Consider the following 19686-nt stretch of genomic DNA (forward strand, 5'->3'; position numbering starts at 1 on the left):
ACCTGGCCAGAGGACCTGGCCAGAGGTTTCAAGAAGACTCAGGCCCTGGTAATCCTTGCCCGCAAACTCGCCCGGGTGGCGTTCGCCCTGATGAAAAACCAGAGCGAATACCGACCGAATCGACCGCTGCAGGGTTGTCCTGCAACATAGAATCTCCCACAGTAGATTTATGTACACTCGCAAGAGATTAGTCGGCTGTCAGGCCGCCAGGATCAGCCGCCAAACGCATCCTTCAGGAAACCTGGCGCGATATAGCGCTGGTAATGCGCTTCCGACAGCAGGAAGAATTCCCGATCAATGGCATCACGCAACTCCGGCAAGTTCCAGTCGCGAAACTCCGGCAACAACACCATCCCGTAGGCCTCCAGATTATTGATGACCCGCGCCCCCCGGGCAATCAACTGGTACGCCCAGCAATATTGCGACTGATGCGGCACAAAACGGATCTTGCGCTGCTCCAGCTGCTCACGCAGACGCCAGGGATCGAAAATCTCGATTTTCCCGGCCATCACCTGCACCAACAGCTGCTCAAGACGCAGCCAGACCGCGCGCTTTTCTTCTTCGTTGTAACCGTTCCAGTGAATCACCTCATGGTGGAAACGCTTGCAGCCGCGACACACCAGATCACCGTAAACAGTGGAACAGAGGCCGACACAGGGAGTCTTGATGGTTTGATTGGGCATAGGTAGGCAGAACGCGAGAAAGCAAAACAGGTCGGCATGTTAGCCCTTTGTCTAACATTCATCACCCCTCAAAGTTCAGGGCCTAACTTACCTTTAATTTTTTTTTGCCGTAGAATCAGCCAGCCTTTTAAGGCGCCAATGTCCGTTAGAAGCTGTTTTCAAAGCGTCACGAGCACAGTCGTTCCTTCAGAGCGGTGTTGGCGATGAGTATTTCCAGCGGGGAAAAACTCAGCGCCAACCCTCATCAGCTCCCCGTTCTGCAGGCGTAAAACTTTGAAAGCAGCTTCTGTAAGGAATTGTCGGTAATTCTGGCTAAGCGGCCCACAACGCCACGCAGCGCATGAGTACGGCAATTTCGGGATGAGCGTCCCGGACACCCATTTGGGACCACTGATGAGGGTAATAACTGTGCTTGAAGCCTACCGCAAACATATCGAAGAGCGTGCAGCACTGGGTATCGTTCCCCAGCCGCTTAACGCCGAACAAACTGCAGGCCTGGTTGAGCTGCTGAAGAATCCTCCTGCTGGCGAAGAAGCTTTCCTCGTTGACCTGATCACCAATCGCGTTCCGCCTGGAGTGGACGAAGCAGCCTATGTAAAGGCCGGCTTCCTGTCCGCGCTGGCCAAAGGCGAAGCCACTTCTCCCCTGATCGACAAAAAGCGCGCGGTTGAACTGCTTGGCACCATGCAAGGCGGCTACAACATCGTGACCCTGGTTGACCTGCTCGACTCCGCCGAACTGGCCGCCGTCGCTGCCGCCCAACTCAAGCACACCCTGCTGATGTTCGATGCTTTCCACGACGTCGCGGAAAAAGCCAAGAACGGCAACGTCCACGCTCAAGGCGTACTGCAATCCTGGGCTGACGGCGAGTGGTTCAAGAACCGCCCGGTGCTGGCCGACAAGATCAGCCTGCGCGTATTCAAGGTCACCGGCGAAACCAACACCGACGACCTGTCCCCTGCCCCTGATGCCTGGTCGCGTCCAGACATCCCGCTGCACGCCCTGGCCATGCTGAAAATGGCCCGTGACGGTATCGTGCCGGATGAGCAAGGCGTTACCGGTCCGATGAAGCAGATCGAAACCATGCGCGGCGAAGGTTTCCCGATCGCCTACGTCGGCGACGTCGTGGGTACCGGTTCTTCGCGTAAATCGGCAACCAACTCGGTGCTGTGGTTCTTCGGCGACGACGTACCTTACGTGCCGAACAAGCGCGCTGGCGGTTTCTGCTTCGGCAGCAAAATCGCTCCGATCTTCTACAACACCATGGAAGATGCCGGCGCACTGCCAATCGAATTCGACGTCACCAACATGAACATGGGCGACGTGATCGACCTGTACCCTCATGCTGGCAAAGTCTGCAAACACGGCACTGATGAAGTCCTGACCACCTTCGAAATGAAGACCCCGGTCCTGCTCGACGAAGTCCGTGCTGGCGGTCGTATCCCGCTGATCATCGGCCGTGGCCTGACCGAGAAGGCGCGTGCCGAACTGGGCCTGCCACCGTCCGACCTGTTCAAGAAACCGGAAGCTCCGGCTGAAAGCACCAAGGGTTTCACCCTGGCGCAGAAAATGGTCGGCAAGGCGTGCGGCGTAGCCGGCGTTCGTCCAGGTACCTACTGCGAACCGAAAATGACCACCGTCGGTTCCCAGGACACCACTGGCCCGATGACCCGTGACGAACTGAAAGACCTGGCGTGCCTGGGCTTCTCGACCGATCTGGTGATGCAGTCCTTCTGCCACACCGCGGCCTATCCAAAGCCGATCGACGTCACCACTCACCACACCCTGCCAGACTTCATCATGACCCGCGGCGGCGTTTCCCTGCGTCCGGGCGACGGCATCATCCACAGCTGGCTGAACCGCATGCTGCTGCCGGACACCGTCGGCACCGGTGGTGACTCGCACACCCGCTTCCCGATGGGCATCTCGTTCCCGGCCGGTTCCGGTCTGGTCGCGTTCGCCGCAGCCACTGGCGTGATGCCACTGGACATGCCGGAATCGATCCTGGTGCGCTTCAAAGGCAAAATGCAACCGGGCGTCACCCTGCGTGACCTGGTTCACGCCATTCCTTACTACGCGATCCAGGCTGGCCTGCTGACCGTAGAGAAGAAAGGCAAGAAGAACGCCTTCTCCGGCCGCATCCTGGAAATCGAAGGCCTGGACAACCTGAGCATCGAGCAAGCTTTCGAGCTGTCCGACGCTTCGGCTGAACGTTCGGCTGCCGGTTGCACCATCAAGCTGTCGAAAGAGTCGATCACCGAGTACCTGAGCTCCAACATCACCCTGCTGCGCTGGATGATCGGCGAAGGCTACGGCGATGCACGCACCCTGGAACGTCGTGCTCAAGCGATGGAAGCCTGGATCGCCAACCCTGAGCTGATGGTTGCCGATGCTGACGCCGAATACGCTGAAATCATCGAAATCGACCTGAACGACATCAAGGAGCCTGTGCTCTGCGCGCCGAACGATCCGGACGACGCCCGTCTGCTGTCCAGCGTTGCTGGCGAGAAGATCGACGAAGTGTTCATCGGTTCGTGCATGACCAACATCGGTCACTTCCGCGCTGCCGGTAAACTGCTGGATCAGGTCAAGGGCCAGCTGCCAACTCGTCTGTGGCTGTCGCCGCCGACCAAGATGGACGCTCACCAACTGACCGAAGAAGGCTACTACGGCATCTACGGCAAGGCTGGCGCGCGCATGGAAATGCCGGGCTGCTCGCTGTGCATGGGTAACCAGGCTCGCGTTGAACCGAACTCCACCGTAGTGTCGACCTCGACCCGTAACTTCCCGAACCGTCTGGGCGATGGCGCCAACGTCTACCTGGCTTCGGCCGAGCTGGCGTCGGTGGCTTCGATCCTGGGTCGCCTGCCGACCGTCGAGGAGTACATGGCCTACGCGAAAGAAATCGACACCATGGCCAGCGATGTCTATCGCTACCTGAGTTTCGACCAGATCGCCGAGTTCCGTGAAGCTGCAGCGAACGCCAACATCCCGGTCGTTCAAGCCTAACGCCTGTGGCGAGGGAGCTTGCTCCCGCTCGGCTGCAGAGCAGTCGTAAAATCAGCCCCGCATTCTATCTGAATACTCGCGGTGTTTGATTTTTGGGCCGCTTCGCGACCCAGCGGGAGCAAGCTCCCTCGCCACAAAAAAACGCCGCGCACCGTAAGGTGCGCGGCGTTTTTTTATGCCCGAAAGTATTGCCCTTAGCCTTTAAGCGCCTCCTGCACCGCCCCGTCGACGCTCAAGTCACAGAGAGTGACCTGCAAACGCTTGACTTCAGGTAGCGCCGAGAGTGCCGCTTGCGCCTCGAGCTTGAGACGCGCCAGCACCAGGCGCTTGCCTTCGTTGCGTACCCGCAAGAAGAACTCCTGCAACGCCTCGATGCTGGTGCCGTCCAGGTTCGGTGACTCTTCCAGGCTGAGAATCACTGTATGAATCGGCGTTTCAGAGTGCCGAATCAGGTGCAAGGCACCGCCAAGAATTCGCTCCGCATTAGCGAAAAACAGCGCTTCGCCCGGTCGGACAATCAGCATCCCCGGCACGGCCTTGGCCAAAGGATGACGTTGCACGTCGACAAAATCGTGACCGGTGCCGATGTGCCCGAGAACCTGGATATCCGCCGCCGACATCTGCTTGAGCATCAGCAGCACACTGATCGCCACCGCCACCAGCAAACCGTCCAGCACCCCCAACACCAACACGGCCGCCACGGCGCAGATCACCAGCAGGCGATCACGTCGCCAGATGAAATAGCGCCCCAACGGTTGCAGGCTCAAGCCACGGCCCAGCGCATGCATGACGATTGCGGCCAGAATCGGCTCAGGGGTCAAGGCAATATAAGGCAACACCGTCAGGACAATGATCAGCACCACCAGCGCTGCCACGCCCCCGGCAAATCGCGACGTCGCACCGGCGGCCTCATTCGCGGAAGTTGCGGAATAGCCTGCCCCTGCCGGCATCCCGTGAAACAACCCGGATAGCAGGTTCGACGCCCCCAGCGCCAGCAAATCCCGGTTCGAGGACACCCGATCACCATGCTTGAGTGCAAACGAGCTGATCGAGCCGTAGGACTCCGCATACAGGATCATCACCATGGCAAAGCCCAGTTCCCCGAGGCGCAACCAGTCGGCAAAGGGCAGTACCGGCAGCTTCGGGACCTCAAGGCCAAGGTCGATAACCCCGATCATCCTGACCCCGTAGGCCGGCAGGTTCAGCCATTGTCCCGCCACGATGCCGATCACCACCACCAGCAAGCCACCCGGCAAGCGCCGGAGCCGCCCGAACAACCACAACAAGGCCAGCGCCACCGCAGCCACACCGGCGCCGGCCCAGTTCCACTGAGGCAATTGCTCCAGCAACTCCGGCAAAAAGCGAATCGGATTGCCGTTGCTCAGGTGCACGCCGACCACGCTGGCGAGTTGTTTAAGGATGATCGTCAGCGCCAGGCCAAAGGCAAAGCCGCGCAATACCGGTTTGGCGATAAACGACGTCACACTGCCCAGCTTGAACAATCCGGCCAGCAAAAAGAACGCGCCGGTCACCAGTACCAACCCGATGGCCAGGCTTGCACGAAGTTGTGGGTCGCCATTGGCCAATGTCGCGGTGGCGGCCGCCAGCACGGCGGCTGACGAAGAGGTTGCGGAAACGATGGCAAACCGGCTGGTGCCAAACAGTCCATAGCAGAGTAACCCGGCGAACAGCGCAATCACCCCGGCCTGCGGCGCCAGGGCCGCAATACTCGAATACGCGACAGCCTCGGGCAGCAGCAGACCGGCAATCGATAAGCCGGCCAACAGGTCCTGCAAACGGTTGGGACGCTCGGTGGTGGTTGGGGGCGATACAGTCGGCGGATCAGTCGGCAATCAGGTGTCTCCAGGCAATCAATTCCAAGCCGGCCAGATCGACAACGGCACAAAACAGAACATCGATCACACTGCTTTGCAGGCACAAGCGTAGCCTCAAATCCGCCATGACATGTGAGCTGGATCAGTTTGCCCCCGATAACCGGCGCAGAGGGTTGCGCCGAGCTTTTCGACCGAGCAAAAAAACGGCCGCTGCACGTATAAGCGCAGCGGCCGTTACCTCACTGAATCAGGCGGCCAGCGAGTAGATCAGCGCTGAAATCGCCACCAGGCCCACCAGCGTCACGAAGACGTTGGAGGCCTGGCCGCGATAACGCGCCATAGCCGGCACCTTGCGGATCGCGTACATCGGCATCAGGAACAGAATCGCCGCGATGACCGGGCCACCGAGGGTTTCGATCATTCCCAGGATGCTCGGGTTCAGCGTCGCGACGATCCAGCAGACCACCAGCATGAACGCTGCGGTCATACGGTCCAGGGTCTTCGGTGCCGGACGGCGACCGCTCTTGACGATCAGCCCCTTGAGGCCTTCGCTGGCGCCGATGTAATGGCCCAGGAACGACTTGGAAATAGCCACGAACGCAATCAACGGCGCGGCGAACGCGATCGTCGGGTTGCTGAAGTGGTTGGCCAGGTACGACAGGATCGACAGGTTCTGCGCCTTGGCCTCGGCCAGTTGTGCGGGCGACAGGGTCAGCACGCAACTGAAGACGAAGAACAGCACCATCACCACCATCAGGGCGTGAGCGCGGGAGAGGATTTGCGAGCTGCGCTCTTCGGCGTGCACGCTATAACGACGCTTCTGGTCCACCGCAAAGGCCGAGATGATCGGCGAGTGGTTGAACGAGAACACCATCACCGGAATCGCCAGCCACAGCGTGTGCAGCAACGCCGAAGGCGCAGGCAAGGTGCTCGCGGTGGCGAGAATGCCGCCGTTCCAGTGCGGAATCAAAAACACTGCCAGAAACAGCAACGCAACGATGAACGGGTACACCATCAGGCTCATGGCCTTGACGATCATCTGCTCGCCGCAGCGCACCACGGCCAGCAGACCGAGGATCAGCACGAACGACAGAATCGCCCGCGGTGGCGGCATGATGTGTAACTGGTGCTCGAGGAAACTGCCCACGGTGTTGGTCAGGGCAACGCTGTAGATCAGCAGGATCGGGAAGATCGCGAAAAAGTACAGCAAGGTGATCAGGGCGCCGGCCTTGATCCCGAAATGCTCTTCTACGACCTCGGTGATGTCTGCCCCTGCCCGACCGGACAACACGAAGCGAGTCAGGCCACGGTGCGCGTAAAAGGTCATGGGGAACGCCAGCAACGCCAGGATCAACAGCGGCCAGAAACCGCCGAGGCCTGCATTGATCGGCAAAAACAGGGTACCCGCACCAATCGCCGTGCCAAACAGGCCCAGCATCCAGGTAGTGTCATGGCGATTCCAGCTGCTGAGGCTCGCTGGTGCCGCCGCTTCATAGCGTTCATCAACGCTATTGGCCTGATCATTCATCCGGTCAGATCTCCGCATTCCGGTCACTTGCCACTCGGTCAGGACGAGTCAGAAAAGGCTGACAGGCAGCGCCCTGGCCGAAACAGGGGCGCGATTGTCCGGGATTAATGAGCAGAAGCAAAGACTTAGCTGAGGAATGGTTATGCAGATCAGATGGTCGGAAAAGGCGTTACGCGCCACAGCCCACACAATCCGCCGGCTGAACGCAAGAAATCCGGAGAAGCTGCTTTATGGGGGGGCGCTTAATCGGCGAGTCGAGTGCAGTCAATAATCGCCTTGCGACTGCATTGACATGTTCGCCGAACCCACAGCATGATCGGCCTCATGAACTTCCCTGCGCTGAACCTCACCCGCACCACCACGACCGCTTCCGGCGGGTCGTGCGGTGGCTGGCTGAGATAAAAACAGCGCAGTGAACCCCAGGCCCCGCCAGCGATGGACGGGGCCTTGTTGTTTCTCCCGTCCGTTCGGCAATTCATGGAGAAACACCTATGCCATCGGCACTTTTGATCATCGATATGCAGGTCGGTCTGTTAAACGGCCCGGACAAGCCCCACGACGGCGAGCGAGTACTTGCCAACATCCGGCAGCTCATTCACCGGGCCCGAGAGTGTGAAGTGCCGATTTATGCGGTACGCCACACCGGCCCTCAGGGTTCGCCCATCGAGGCTGGCAGCCCATTCTGGCAATTGCTTCCCGAGCTGGAGCTGGATGCCAATGTCGACACCCTGCTTGATAAAACCCGCCCCAATTGTTTCCTCGGAACTCGACTGACACAACAACTCACCGACGCCTCGATAAACCATGTGTTCATCGTCGGCATGAAAACCCAGTATTGCATCGACAGTACCTGCCGAGCCGCAGCCGAACAGGGCTTTGAGGTTACGCTCGTCGCCGATGCTCACACCTGCATGGACACTGCGGCGTTATCGGCCAAAATGATCATTGAGCATCACAATGCAACCCTTGGCGGGCCGTTCGTGAAATTAATGAACACAGCGGACGCCAGGTTCTGATGCGCTGAAAAGATCGCAGCCTATGGCCGCTCCTACATTGACCACGTTCGCCGCAACGATTGTGATCGCGTAGGAGCTGCCGCAGGCTGCGATCTTTTGATCTTGCTTTATTACTTTCGTCAGCTCCTACACTGAGTTCTGCAACTTTTGGTAATTGCCAAACCACTCTGTAGTCAGCAATCTGAACCGCTTATTCCAATGCCTACAGGAGCCCAGCATGCCTGCAACCGTACTGGTACTGGTTGAAACCATTAACGACTACCTGCCGATTCTCGAACATCAAGGCTTCCACCTGATTCTCGCCCCCACCCCCGCCGAACGTGCCGAGGCCATCGCCAGTCACCGCGGGCAGATCGACGCCGTGCTGACGCGCGGCCCGCTGGGGCTTTATGCCGATGAAATTGCTGCGCTACCAAACCTGAAAATCATCTGCGTGATCGGTGCCGGATACGAGCAGGTCGATCTGCAAGCCGCCAGTGACCGGGGCATAACCGTCACCAATGGCGCTGGCGTCAACGCCTCGTCGGTGGCCGATCATGCGATGGCCTTGTTGCTGTCGCTGGTGCGTGACATCCCTCGGTGCGACGCGGCGGTGCGCCGCGGTGAATGGCCGAAGATCATGCGCCCGTCACTGGCCGGCAAGCGCCTGGGTGTTCTGGGGCTCGGCGCCGTCGGCATGGCCATCGCCAAACGGGCCGCCAATGGCTTCGACATGACGGTGAGTTACCACAGCCGCCAGTTGCTCAGCGACGTCCCCTACGATTTTTGTTCGACGCCCACCGAACTGGCTCGGGCCTCTGACTTTCTGATCGTGTGCACGCCCGGCGGCATCGGCACGCAGCACCTGGTCAACAAGCAGGTGCTGGATGCCTTGGGCCCCCAGGGTTTTATCGTCAACATTGCCCGCGCCAGCGTGGTTGCTACCAGCGACCTGATTAGCGCGCTCGAGCAACGGCGGATCGCCGGTGCTGCGCTCGATGTATTCGATGAAGAGCCTCAGGTGCCGGATGCACTCAAGGTATTGAGCAACGTGATCCTCACGCCGCATGTGGCCGGCCTGTCGCCGGAAGCGACCAAGGGAACCGTTGAACTGGTCGGGCAGAACCTGATGGCGTTTTTCTCCGGTCGTCCGGTGTTGACGCCCATCAAGTTGCCCAAGCCGCTCTGAGAGGAGTGGCGATGTTCAGAGCACACCCAATAACGTCCAGAGTCGGCGCGACTCCGCGTCAGCCGATATCAACTCGCCCAACAGTTCACTCAGCGGTTTATTGCCCCACTCCACTCCGCGCCTGATCAAGTAAGGCACCGGGCTGTGGGGCTCGGTTCGCGCCAGGTACTCGGCAATCAGCAGCAACTGCCGATAAGCCTCTTCGCGACTCACCGGTTCACGCAGTGCCTGTTGGGCTGGCGCGGGTTCTGGCTCCAGAGTGTTTTGTGGCGCCTGGACCTGCGGTGGCTCGACCGGGGCCTGGGTGGGTTGACGTGGATGCATGGCGATGAACTCCTGAACGAGCGTCAACAGCGCCTCGATGATGCTCCGCAATGATTTGTAGCCTGGCGCCTGATTGCCCAGGTAGGCATCACTCCAGTCCTCCAGCCGTTGCAGATGCTGCAAGCTCAGCAACAGGCTGCCTTGGCTGCGCAACCAGAAGGACAGCGGTGTCGCGCGTATCTGTTCGGTGAGTTTTTTCTGCTCGTTGCGTGCAGCTTCAGCTGAGGTTTTTGCAGCCTTGGTGTCATTGACCATCACCTGCTGCACTTGCAAGCGCCGCCAGTCATCCAGGCAGAAATCCGCAAATTCGCTGGTGCGCGTGTCGAACAGCGGCACCCGGGTGAGCAGGATTTCGCTGTAGCGTCGCGCCAGCCATTCGAGAGGAATCACCCGCCACGACTGATCGCCCTCCTCGGCCTGAGGGTGAAGTTGCTCGGGGTAGCGCTCGCATAGACCCGCCACCAGCGCCAGGCTGCCCGGCAACCCTTCCAGGCCGTCCAGATGCAACCAGGCCTCGCCGAGCCAGGCACTGAGCATCAAGTCCTTGCTGCGCTCCAGCAGCAAGCGGCTGGCGAGTTTTGCCTGTTCCGGCCATTGGGCACGCTTGATCGACGACTGCCAGACCCCTGTCGGCAAACTGGTGTCGTCCTCGCGGCGCAGCTCGCGCAACTGATCGAACTCAGGCTCATAGCGCAGGTCCTGGCCACAGGGCGCTTCATCGCTGATCGGTTCGATCAGCTGTGCGATCAACTCCGGCAGCGGCGATGACAATGATAGTGACGGCAAACTCACAAGCCCTCCTCGTTCGTCACGATGGCCGCCGTCGAACCCGTCGAGACAAAGGGTGAACGCGGCGCACGGGTCGGCAACGGTTGAATGGACAACGGCAGTTTTGATCCCTGAGTCATCCATGACAGGCGCATGAACATCTGTGTCGGCTCCTCAATGCTGGTGCTCGCGGCGACCGGCAAGCGCAAGGTCAGTGGAAACTCCGTGTAGTCCATGCTTGGCTGGCGCTGATTCGACTGGTGCGAACGCATCAGCCGCAGCAACGACCAAGGGCCGCCGTACTCCCAGCCCGCTTCCAGGTCCCGGATCACCAGGTTCGGTTGCAACGGGTCGCTGACCGGCCGCTGAGGACCATTCCTGGCCCAGCGCAACGTCAACCTGACGGGCTGGCCGACCATCCAGCGCAAGTTCTGCTGGGCCTCGCCGGGATAGCTGATCTGTTGATTGCCGGCATTCAAGCCCCAGGCGATGACCTGATCGGCGCCGTGCTCTTCCTCGCGATCAGTGCGCCAGCGCACATCCATCTCCACCCCGAGAATGCCGCTTTTATCTCGCACAAACAGCGGCCCGAGCCAGGTGCTGGCCTGTTTCAAGCGATTGAGAAAGTCCTCGGCGGCCAAGCGTTCCGGTGTCCGGCTGAGCTGCAATCCGGCTTGCGCCACCGGTAGGCGCTTGTCGATCAACTCCAGCAAATGCTGGACCCGCGCCGGGTCGGCATCGGTCACCTGGGTGCCATTGGAGAACGGAAAACGCTCGGCCAGGTACTGATTGAAATAGTTGGCCAAGTCGTTCCACGCCGCCGAAGCCTGTTGCTGTTGCAGCGACTGGCAGCGCTGCATCGCGGTTTGCTGCAGTTCCTGAGCCCTCAGGGCAAGCGTCCCACGGCCACCGGAAAGGTTGGCGGTTTGCAGGATTTGTGCGCAGGACCCGGCATCCATGTCGATAAAGTCCCGGCTCACCAACTGTTCGATCTGTGCCGCAGAACTGGCAGGATTCTGCTCCTTGTACTTGAGCAGTTCATCATTCAAGGCACTGAACTGCACAACTCGTTCGTAATCCAGTCCCGACAGATTCTGCTGCTGGACCTTCAGCCACTCCAGCGCCGACGTACGTTGTTCGGTAATACCCAACATGGTGTTGAACTGCTGCTTGAGGCTCAGCTTCAGGTCCTGCACATCACTGGCACCGTACAGCTGCAAACCGAGGTTTTTCGAACCATCCCAGCGCGCAATACTGGTCCTTTCGCTGAACAGCGGCTGGGCGATTATTTCGTTCAGGCCATTGGCGACCTCGGCCAACGCGCGGCGGTTGAGTGCGTTCTGCAAACGGGTGGCCAGGTCACTGCGGCGCAACTCGACAAAGGCTTTTTGCAACGCCACCGCCTGCGAGGCCTGCACATTGAACCCTGTGCCTTGCTGCACCTGGCCGCCCTGCTCCTCCAAGCTGAACCACATCGCCTTGGCCGCCGCCCCTTCCGCCGCCTGAAGCAGCGCGCCCCGATAGGCTGGCGGGATACGTGGCAACTCTTCGCTGACGTAACTTTTGTAACTGGCGAAGTAATTCAATGCGCTGTTGAGACCATCGCTGTCGGCGCTCTGCCCCTGTGAAGCACTGAGGCTGGAATCGTCCTGACGCAGTGCGATGGCCACAAAATCGCGCTTGAACAACGCCTGCACGGCGTTGTCCAGCTGGCTGACATGCTCTTGCAAGGCCAGTTGTCCGCTGCCTTGCTGAACCAGCAAATTGCCACGCGAGCCGGCCTGGGCAATCCATTGATCACGAAAGCTCTGCTGCAACTTCGACGCCTGCATGTCCAGTTGTTGCTCCAGTTGCGGCCCGAGCAAGGCGCTTTGGCGGACTTTGTCCATCAGCTCGCGGTAGCCCGGCACCAGGTCTTGGCCCTTGCCTCGTCCCCACGCCGAGTTGGTCAAGCCAATCAGTGCTTGCAGGTCGTCAATCAGCGCCCTCAAGTCCTCGAGTTCGCTGAGTGAGTTGCCACTGCCGGACTCCAGCCGCTCCAGGTGCAACTTCAGGTAACCGGCCTGACGCACGAAGTTGTCAGCCAGGAAGTACTGGTCCAGCCAGCGCTCCATCAGGCCTTCAAAATTCGTCGAGATGGTCGAGCGTTCCGTGCTCAGGTCCAGCGCTTTCAACCCGCTGGTGTCGGAATTGAGCAACACCCGGTTATAGAAGGCCGAGCGCCGCAACGTGCCGACGTTGAGGTTCAGCGACAAGGCGTTATTGCTCAGCAGCACCAGGTCATCGAGGGGGCTGCGGGGATTATTCAACGCCTGATTGAACCACTGGTTCTGTTGTTCGAGACGCACCGCGCGCTCGACCAGTTCCTTGGCCTTGACGTAGTTTTGCCATTGCGCCGGGTCTTCGCTTTCCACGTTCACTCGACGTTCGGTATTGCGGATCGCCTTGAGCTGCGCCAGGTCCGACACCAGCAACTCTTGCAGCGGCACCAGCAACTGCCGCTGGGCAGTCAGCCGCAACTCGTCTTCCAGTTGCGCATCCAGCGAGGAAAACCAGGAAGTGGGAAAGACCACCGAACTGAACGTCCAGCGCGGGGCTCGCTCCAGTACCCGCCAGAAACTCTCGACGTTACGTCGCGTCGGTTCCAGTCGATGGCTTTCGTCCGTGACCGCGACATAATTTTTCTGCGCACCTTGCAGCAAGCGTGACAACTCATGGGCATCCTTGACCGAGTCGTGCCAGACCCAAACCATACCGATCGCCCACACCAGGCCGACCACCAGCGCCACCACGCCAGTCACCCGTTGCCAGCGTTGGCGCAGCCGCAAAATCCGCGGTACGACCTGAGCCACGCCACGCTCGGCGACGATCCGGCGCTGCCACAACTGCCGGGCAAACGCGCTCTGCTGCAACACCGAGTCATAAGCCGAGAAGCTGTCTCGAGTACTCTCCGGCGCTTGGTCGGCGGTGAAGTAGATCCCGCGAAAACGCGGCGCCTCGCCTTGTGCGTTGCCCTGGAAAACCGGTTCAAGCAGGGTTTGCAGTGTGCGCCGCAGCGCTTCGAAACGGTCCGGCAGGGCAAACAACTCGCTGCTCAAATGCCCGGACAAGGCGCCGATCTCGATGATCGATTCCGACAATGCCCGACTCACCTGATCCAGCGCCTGATCACTCCAGTGCGATTGCCAGACCGCTTCAGGCGAATACGGCGACGACCAGCCCAATGCCCGTTCCCTTGCTTCGGACGGCAATGCAGCAATCAACGCCTGGAAGCCCGGCAATTCTTCCATCCCGGTAATGACCACGTACACCGGCAGGCTCAGACCAAAACGCTGCAACAGATCGATGAAGCGCCGCCGTGCCGCCAGACCGAGACTGGCGGCCTGCTCCGGATCGCCCAGTTGACTGGCTGGCACGGTCCAGATCACCGCGTCCAGCGGCCGCTGGCCACGCAGGCGCACAATCAACCCCAACAGTCGCCACCAGCCACCCCGCTGCAGGTTCAAGCCTTCATCGGGCAAAAACAACGCCTGTGGCACCACCAGCACTGCACCCTCGGGGTCCGACCACCAGCGCCCGAACCAGGCCGGTTTGTCGGTGGGTTGCAAACGCCATTGGGCACACAGCTGGGTGCCCTGGGTTTCGTTGCCGAGCATCAGCAGCCACGGAATCTGATAGCGATCCTGCGTGCCCTGCTCCTGCTCCATGTGCCGGACCGACAGATAAAAACTGCGAATCGCCGCGCCGCTCTGGGTCCGCAACCACCACACCGCCACCAGCAATACCGCCAGCAGCAACAGCACCGCAACGACAGTCAAGACAATCCCCAGGGTGCTCATGAGTCTTGCTCCTGGGCCGCTGCCATATCGGAAAGGTGCATGACCGGCTCGAGCTCTTGATGAATATCGCGCCAGAACATCTGCCCCAACCCGGTCATCAACAGCACGACGCCGAGGATCGCCAGCGCCAGACGAAAGCCGTCGGGTAGCGACAAACGCAGGGGCAACTGCACGGGAGTCACCGCCGAAGGCTGCTCCAGCCGGGCGCTGACATCGGCGTAATCAGGCTCGTGTTGCCAGGCAAACGCGAACAACGCCAACCGCCACTTCTCATGCTGGAGCTGGTTCTGCTCGCCGCGCAGACGCCCCTCAAAACCCAGTACCAGGCATTGCAAATAGACATTGGCCAGATCCCGGGTGGCTGGCACCTGGTCGTCGAGCAGTGCCTTGATCGCCAGTGGCAGCCGTTCGCCCGCCTGACGACTGGCGTACATCCGTGACTCCAACGGTTTGTCCTGCCAGCCGAGCTGACCCGGCCAGGCGGTAAACAACAGGGTCTCGTCGATCAGCGCGACAAACGCATACACCACGGCGGTCACCTGTTCGGTGGCGGCATCACCGACTTTGGCAAACGCGGTTCGCCACAAGCGCTGGGTAATCTGCGTGGAAAACTCGACGACGGCTTCGACCAACGCTTCATCGTCACTGTCTTTGGACTGTTCGTTCCAGGCCAGCGACCACTCTTGCCAGGCCTGACGAAAAGCACTGCTCAGTGGCGCTTCGTGGAGGCCTCGTGCAGCGCCGCCGACGTTCCCTTCAGGCATTCGATTCCCCTTCCCTGATCAAGCGTTTTCACTGGCTTGAGCGACAAACAGCACCACTTGCCACGGGCTGCTCGCCAGCTGCGAGGCCGGCGCGACAATCTGCAACGGCAGTTGCCCGTCGAACCATTGCCCCTCTGCGGTGACCACAAACAACCGGGTATCTTCGCCCACGCTGTAGGCCACCTGCTCATTGCGACTCATGGCCTCATGCGCCAGGCCGCGCATGCGTTGGCGACCGAGCAGGGCAACGTGCGGCGCGGAGGCGATGATCGCGCGGCTCAACCATTCACTCGCAGACTGCTCGCTGGCGCCATTGGGCATGCGCAAGCCGATCACCAGGCGCTGGCTCGGTTGATCGTCGGGCAACTGGATCGAGAAGAGGTGTTCATGACGTTCGAATGGCAGGCTGCGATAGCCGGCGCGAATCAATTCGAGGGTCTTGTCCAGCCAGTCGAGCACGCTCTCGTAGCCGCGCTGCAACTCGAGAAAATCCAGCGCGGCGAAGGCCGGCACCCCTGCCAGCGGATCAAGCGCCGACCAGGCACCGGCCAGCCCCAGCAGCAGACCATACAGCGCCTGAGGCGTCGCGAGCCGACTGCTCAACAAACCCTCGACTTCCGGCAGACGTGCCCAGAGTGCCGTCAGTTGGCGGCGGATTTCTGCGGCGTCATCCTGGTTACCGGCTTGCTGTGCCTGGCGCAAGCGACCGGCCAGAAACATGCATTTCTCTCGTGCCCGGGCGCACAGACCGGCGACCCAACGGCCCAACACCGACTCCGGCAGCAGACACGGCGTTGGTGCGGTGTAGGGCAACTGCAAAAAGCCGCCGCCTTCCTTGCGAATACGCACCAGCGGTACACAGATCGAATCGGCCTTGTTCAGTTGCGTGCACAAACGCGGATTGGGCCGCCATACCGTAATCGACTCGGGGTATTGACCGCTGGTGAGGTCTGGCAAGGCATCGCCGATTACCGATTGCAAGCGTCCGGTGAGCGGCAGTAATTGCCCGGCACGCCACAACGGGCTGACCGCCAGGTACACGGTCACGGTGGCATTGTCCGTTGCATCGACCGCTTCGCTGACATCGAGCTCCAGCATCGGTCCCACACCGGCCTGCACATTGATCGGCAAACCATCCGGCAACGTCGCCTGCAAGGCGAGCAAGCGAACGTGCCCGGCACTGAGTGCCGAGGGGTCGATGTCGAGATGGGTGACACCCCAGAACCAGGGGTTGCAGGCCTTGGCAAAATGCGCGACCAACGCTTCGGCGCGCAGACCCTGCAACTGAAAATGCTGGGGCAGCAACTGCATGCCCTCGTGCCAGCAAACCGCGTCAGGTAGCAAACTCATACGATTCCCTTCGACGTCGAATGGCGCCGCTTGCCGCGGCCTGGCGATCTTTTCAGTGCAGATCAGTGCGCAGTGTCGCTGACCAGTGTCATCTCGCGACTGTCGAACTTCAGCCAGGCCTTGCTCTGATCGTCCAGTCGAAGTCGGTGCGCTCCGGGTGTGTTATAGCTCGCGAAGATCAAAAGTCCAGCGGCCCGCTTGCCGCCCAAGGGGAAGGGTTGTTGATCGATAAACTGCCCTGGAACCAGCTCCAGCCCCCAGACCGTCATCAGTTGTCGGTAGTCCCGTTGAAACTGCTCGCGCTCGCTGAACCATTGCCGAGCGGTCAGCGCCGACAGCTGTTTGAGCAGGTCCGGATCATTCACCGCGACAAAATCCACGGCAATCGGCGTGTCGTCATTGGCATGGGCGGCGACGTCCAGCGTCAGGCGATCGAGATCGACTCGCGGCCCGAACAAGGAACAGCCCGCGAGTAACAGGAACGAGAGAGAGATAAAAAAACCTGCGCGCACAATGAATTTTCCTTTTCTCATGACGGTCCAAAATTGTTTTTGTTTGCATTTTTATAGACCTGTTCTAGCGTCTTGGGTAGTTCGGTCGGTACGACGAATGTGGAAGGTTCGTCAAAGGAATGACAGTTCCAACTGCCCTCCCTTTCTAACCTACGGTTCGGTAAGGGAATGCGATGAACGGGCCCTCCGGTGCATTGCTCCCGCCCATGCATCGGAGTCAGCCACCATGGCAGAAAGTACTCAGCACAAGCTCGACAGGGTCCGTCCACCCCGTGTGCAAATCACCTATGACGTTGAAATAGGTAACGCCATCGAGAAGAAAGAATTGCCTCTGGTGGTCGGCATTCTTGCCGACCTTTCCGGTAAACCCCTCGAGCCCCTCCCCAAGCTGAATGAACGGCGTTTCACCGAGATCGATCGCGACAACTTCAACGAAGTGCTCGCCTCCATCGCCCCGCGCGCCACCTTGCAGGTCAACAACACACTCACCGGCGATGACAGCAAGCTCAACATCGAGCTCAAGTTCGGTCATATCGATGACTTCGACCCGGTCAAGGTGGTCGAGCAAGTGACACCGTTGCGGCGCCTGTTCGAAGCGCGTCAGCGTCTGCGCGACCTGCTGACCAAACTCGATGGCAACGATGACCTGGACAAGTTGCTACGCGATGTCATCGCCAACACCGAAGGCCTGCAAGAGATCAAGTCGGCCCGGCCTGAAGCGCAGCCCGAAGCGCAGCCTTCTGCACCTGCCGGCGATGCCGACGCGGCGCCAGAAGCTCAAGCCTGATCGTCCATTCACTTAGGGAGAAATTGCCATGCCCGCCTCATCCAGCGCCCAGGCCCAAGCCAGCGAGAATGTGAACGAGACCTTGTCTCTGCTCGACCGAATCATCGCCGAAGGGCGAATGGCCCACGACGAAAGCCAGAAGGATTACGCCCGCGACATGCTCGCGGAGTTCGCCACCCAGGTTCTTGATAAAGGCATGGCCGTCGACAAGGACACTGTGGCGATGATCAACGACCGCATCAGCCGGATCGACGAGCTGATCAGCGCCCAGCTCAACGAAGTCCTGCACCATCCGGACCTGCAAAAACTCGAAGCGTCCTGGCGCGGCCTGCACCTGCTGGTGCAGAACACCGAAACCAGTTCCAGGCTGAAACTGCGCCTGCTCAACGTGACCCAGAAAGAACTGCAGAACGATCTGGAAAAAGCCGTCGAGTTCGACCAGAGCGCGCTGTTCAAAAAGATCTACGAAGAAGAATACGGGACCTTCGGCGGTCACCCGTTCAGCCTGCTGGTCGGTGACTACACCTTCGGCCGGCATCCGCAGGACATCGGCCTGCTGGAGAAACTCTCGAACGTCGCCGCTGCCGCCCATGCGCCGTTCATTGCCGCTGCCAGCCCGCGACTGTTCGACATGAACAGCTTCACCGAGCTCGCGGTGCCGCGTGACCTGTCGAAAGTCTTCGAGAGCCAGGAGCTGATCAAGTGGCGCTCCTTCCGTGAAAGCGAAGACTCGCGCTACGTCTCGCTGGTGCTGCCGCACTTCCTGCTGCGCCTGCCTTATGGCCCGGACACCAAGCCGGTGGAAGGCATCAACTACGTTGAAGACGTCAACGGCAGTGACCACAGCAAATACCTCTGGGGCAATGCGGCCTGGGCCCTGTCGCAACGCATCACCGAGGCCTTCGCCAAGTACGGTTGGTGTGCGGCAATTCGCGGTGCCGAAGGCGGTGGCGCCGTCGAAGGGCTGCCCGCCCACACATTCCGCACCACCTCCGGCGATCTGTCGCTCAAATGTCCGACCGAAGTGGCAATCACCGACCGTCGTGAAAAAGAGCTCAACGACCTCGGCTTCATCGCCTTGTGCCACAAGAAAAACAGCGACGTGGCGGTGTTCTTCGGTGGCCAGACCACCAACAAGTCCAAGGTCTACAACACCAACGAGGCGAATGCCAACGCGCGGATCTCGGCCATGCTGCCTTATGTACTCGCGGCGTCCCGTTTCGCCCACTACCTGAAGGTCATCATGCGCGACAAGGTCGGCAGCTTCATGACCCGCGACAACGTGCAGACCTACCTCAACAACTGGATCGCCGACTACGTGCTGATCAACGACAACGCCCCACAGGAAATCAAGGCGCAGTACCCGCTGCGCGAGGCCCGGGTGGATGTCTCGGAAGTCGCCGGCAAACCGGGCGTCTATCGGGCCACGGTGTTTCTGCGACCGCACTTCCAGCTCGAAGAGCTGACGGCCTCGATCCGCCTGGTCGCCACCCTGCCGCCACCGGTAGCCGCCTGACCTGCCTCCCGCCGGCCTGGCCGGCGGGATTCCCTTCGTTTATCTAGCGCGTTTTTCTTCAGGAGTTACATGCGATGGATGCAATCATTCTCGACCTCGGCGGCGACATCAAAGGCGACAGCCTGCTCGAAGGTTACAAGGACAAGATCGAAGTCATGTCCTACAGCCACAACGTCGCGATGCAGGTGACCAACGACGTCAGCAACTCCGAGCGTACCTCCGGCAAACCACACATCGGCGAGTTCACGCTGACCAAGTTCGTCGACAGCTCGACCCCGTCTCTCAATGAGTATTGCTGCGCCGGCAAACCGATCCCGGAAGCCAAGATCACCATCGGGCGCAACGCGGCCGAAGGCAGCGGCCAGTTGATGCCCTTCATCATCTACACCCTGACCAACGTGGTGCTGTCCAACGTCAGCGTCAGCGGGGGTACGGGCGGCAAACCGGTGGAAACCCTCTCGCTGAACTTCACCAAGATCAAGTGGGAACTGACCGCACAGAAAGACGATGGCACCAAGGAAGGCACGGCCGCTTCGACCTGGGACATGGCCGCGAACAAGCTGATCAAGGGCTGACGGAGTACCCCG

Annotated in this window: 14 protein-coding genes; 6 read left to right on the top strand and 8 right to left on the bottom strand. The window is 60.3% G+C overall.

Going from position 1 to position 19686, the window contains the following annotated elements; genetic code table 11:
• Positions 1–212: 212 nt before the first annotated feature.
• Complete coding sequence (locus AC1DIH_RS15210) at positions 213–683, bottom strand: DUF1289 domain-containing protein (protein WP_019690966.1); 471 nt, start codon at positions 681–683, stop codon at positions 213–215.
• A 408-nt stretch (positions 684–1091) separates the two neighbouring features.
• Here AC1DIH_RS15210 and acnB point away from each other — a divergent pair, with 408 nt between their 5' ends.
• Entirely contained in the window at positions 1092–3692 is a 2601-nt protein-coding gene (gene acnB, locus AC1DIH_RS15215) for a bifunctional aconitate hydratase 2/2-methylisocitrate dehydratase (RefSeq protein WP_427536645.1), read from the top strand.
• Positions 3693–3886: 194 nt separating this feature from the next.
• Here acnB and AC1DIH_RS15220 read toward each other — a convergent pair whose 3' ends face one another.
• Positions 3887–5545: a SulP family inorganic anion transporter gene (locus AC1DIH_RS15220; RefSeq protein ID WP_477772284.1), complete on the bottom strand. Its 1659-nt coding sequence runs from the start codon at positions 5543–5545 to the stop codon at positions 3887–3889.
• A 229-nt stretch (positions 5546–5774) separates the two neighbouring features.
• A complete protein-coding gene (locus AC1DIH_RS15225; protein WP_477772285.1) occupies positions 5775–7055 on the bottom strand; it encodes a serine/threonine transporter in 1281 nt (426 codons plus the stop codon).
• Positions 7056–7546: 491 nt separating this feature from the next.
• On the opposite strand from AC1DIH_RS15225, the gene AC1DIH_RS15230 reads away from it, so the two are divergent.
• Positions 7547–8071: a cysteine hydrolase family protein gene (locus AC1DIH_RS15230; RefSeq protein ID WP_477772286.1), complete on the top strand. Its 525-nt coding sequence runs from the start codon at positions 7547–7549 to the stop codon at positions 8069–8071.
• A 217-nt stretch (positions 8072–8288) separates the two neighbouring features.
• On the top strand, positions 8289–9239 hold the full coding sequence (locus AC1DIH_RS15235; protein WP_477772287.1) for a 2-hydroxyacid dehydrogenase: 951 nt from the start codon (positions 8289–8291) through the stop codon (positions 9237–9239).
• Positions 9240–9254: 15 nt separating this feature from the next.
• On the opposite strand, the gene tssA is transcribed toward AC1DIH_RS15235, so the two are convergent.
• From tssA to AC1DIH_RS15260, 5 genes are all read right to left on the bottom strand, one after another.
• On the bottom strand, positions 9255–10355 hold the full coding sequence (tssA, locus tag AC1DIH_RS15240) for a type VI secretion system protein TssA (protein WP_477772288.1): 1101 nt from the start codon (positions 10353–10355) through the stop codon (positions 9255–9257).
• Positions 10352–14170, bottom strand: coding sequence for a type VI secretion system protein (locus AC1DIH_RS15245; RefSeq protein ID WP_477772289.1), 3819 nt, complete (start codon positions 14168–14170; stop codon positions 10352–10354). Before AC1DIH_RS15245 ends, tssA begins: the two co-directional genes overlap by 4 nt.
• A complete protein-coding gene (locus AC1DIH_RS15250; protein ID WP_477772290.1) occupies positions 14167–14934 on the bottom strand; it encodes a DotU family type IV/VI secretion system protein in 768 nt (255 codons plus the stop codon). The genes AC1DIH_RS15245 and AC1DIH_RS15250 overlap by 4 nt, the downstream gene beginning before the upstream one ends.
• 18 nt (positions 14935–14952) lie before the next feature.
• Positions 14953–16284, bottom strand: coding sequence for a type VI secretion system baseplate subunit TssK (gene tssK / locus AC1DIH_RS15255; protein WP_477772291.1), 1332 nt, complete (start codon positions 16282–16284; stop codon positions 14953–14955).
• Positions 16285–16346: 62 nt separating this feature from the next.
• A complete protein-coding gene (locus AC1DIH_RS15260; protein ID WP_347929649.1) occupies positions 16347–16817 on the bottom strand; it encodes a type VI secretion protein in 471 nt (156 codons plus the stop codon).
• Positions 16818–17022: 205 nt separating this feature from the next.
• On the opposite strand from AC1DIH_RS15260, the gene tssB reads away from it, so the two are divergent.
• The 3 genes from tssB (at position 17023) to AC1DIH_RS15275 (ending at position 19674) form a co-directional block, all read left to right on the top strand.
• Positions 17023–17583 (top strand): type VI secretion system contractile sheath small subunit, encoded by a 561-nt coding sequence (tssB, locus tag AC1DIH_RS15265; protein WP_427533773.1) that lies wholly within the window; start codon positions 17023–17025, stop codon positions 17581–17583.
• 28 nt (positions 17584–17611) lie between these two features.
• Positions 17612–19099 (top strand): type VI secretion system contractile sheath large subunit, encoded by a 1488-nt coding sequence (gene tssC / locus AC1DIH_RS15270; RefSeq protein ID WP_427533774.1) that lies wholly within the window; start codon positions 17612–17614, stop codon positions 19097–19099.
• 74 nt (positions 19100–19173) lie between these two features.
• The gene (locus AC1DIH_RS15275; RefSeq protein ID WP_427533775.1) at positions 19174–19674 is read left to right on the top strand and encodes an Hcp family type VI secretion system effector; all 501 of its coding nucleotides are present in this window, start codon (positions 19174–19176) and stop codon (positions 19672–19674) included.
• The last annotated feature ends 12 nt before the right edge of the window (positions 19675–19686 follow it).

It is taken from the genome of Pseudomonas sp. 05N36 (assembly GCF_056397385.1).

What these genes read in the sequence shown, in the direction of transcription:
- tssB (WP_427533773.1), top strand. Translation starts at nt 17,023, where the DNA reads ATGGCAGAAAGTACTCAGCACAAGCTCGACAGGGTCCGTCCACCCCGT.
- AC1DIH_RS15210 (WP_019690966.1), bottom strand. Translation starts at nt 683, where the DNA reads ATGCCCAATCAAACCATCAAGACTCCCTGTGTCGGCCTCTGTTCCACT.
- AC1DIH_RS15245 (WP_477772289.1), bottom strand. Translation starts at nt 14,170, where the DNA reads ATGAGCACCCTGGGGATTGTCTTGACTGTCGTTGCGGTGCTGTTGCTG.
- AC1DIH_RS15275 (WP_427533775.1), top strand. Translation starts at nt 19,174, where the DNA reads ATGGATGCAATCATTCTCGACCTCGGCGGCGACATCAAAGGCGACAGC.
- tssK (WP_477772291.1), bottom strand. Translation starts at nt 16,284, where the DNA reads ATGAGTTTGCTACCTGACGCGGTTTGCTGGCACGAGGGCATGCAGTTG.
- AC1DIH_RS15260 (WP_347929649.1), bottom strand. Translation starts at nt 16,817, where the DNA reads ATGAGAAAAGGAAAATTCATTGTGCGCGCAGGTTTTTTTATCTCTCTC.
- AC1DIH_RS15230 (WP_477772286.1), top strand. Translation starts at nt 7,547, where the DNA reads ATGCCATCGGCACTTTTGATCATCGATATGCAGGTCGGTCTGTTAAAC.
- AC1DIH_RS15225 (WP_477772285.1), bottom strand. Translation starts at nt 7,055, where the DNA reads ATGAATGATCAGGCCAATAGCGTTGATGAACGCTATGAAGCGGCGGCA.
- AC1DIH_RS15250 (WP_477772290.1), bottom strand. Translation starts at nt 14,934, where the DNA reads ATGCCTGAAGGGAACGTCGGCGGCGCTGCACGAGGCCTCCACGAAGCG.
- AC1DIH_RS15235 (WP_477772287.1), top strand. Translation starts at nt 8,289, where the DNA reads ATGCCTGCAACCGTACTGGTACTGGTTGAAACCATTAACGACTACCTG.
- tssC (WP_427533774.1), top strand. Translation starts at nt 17,612, where the DNA reads ATGCCCGCCTCATCCAGCGCCCAGGCCCAAGCCAGCGAGAATGTGAAC.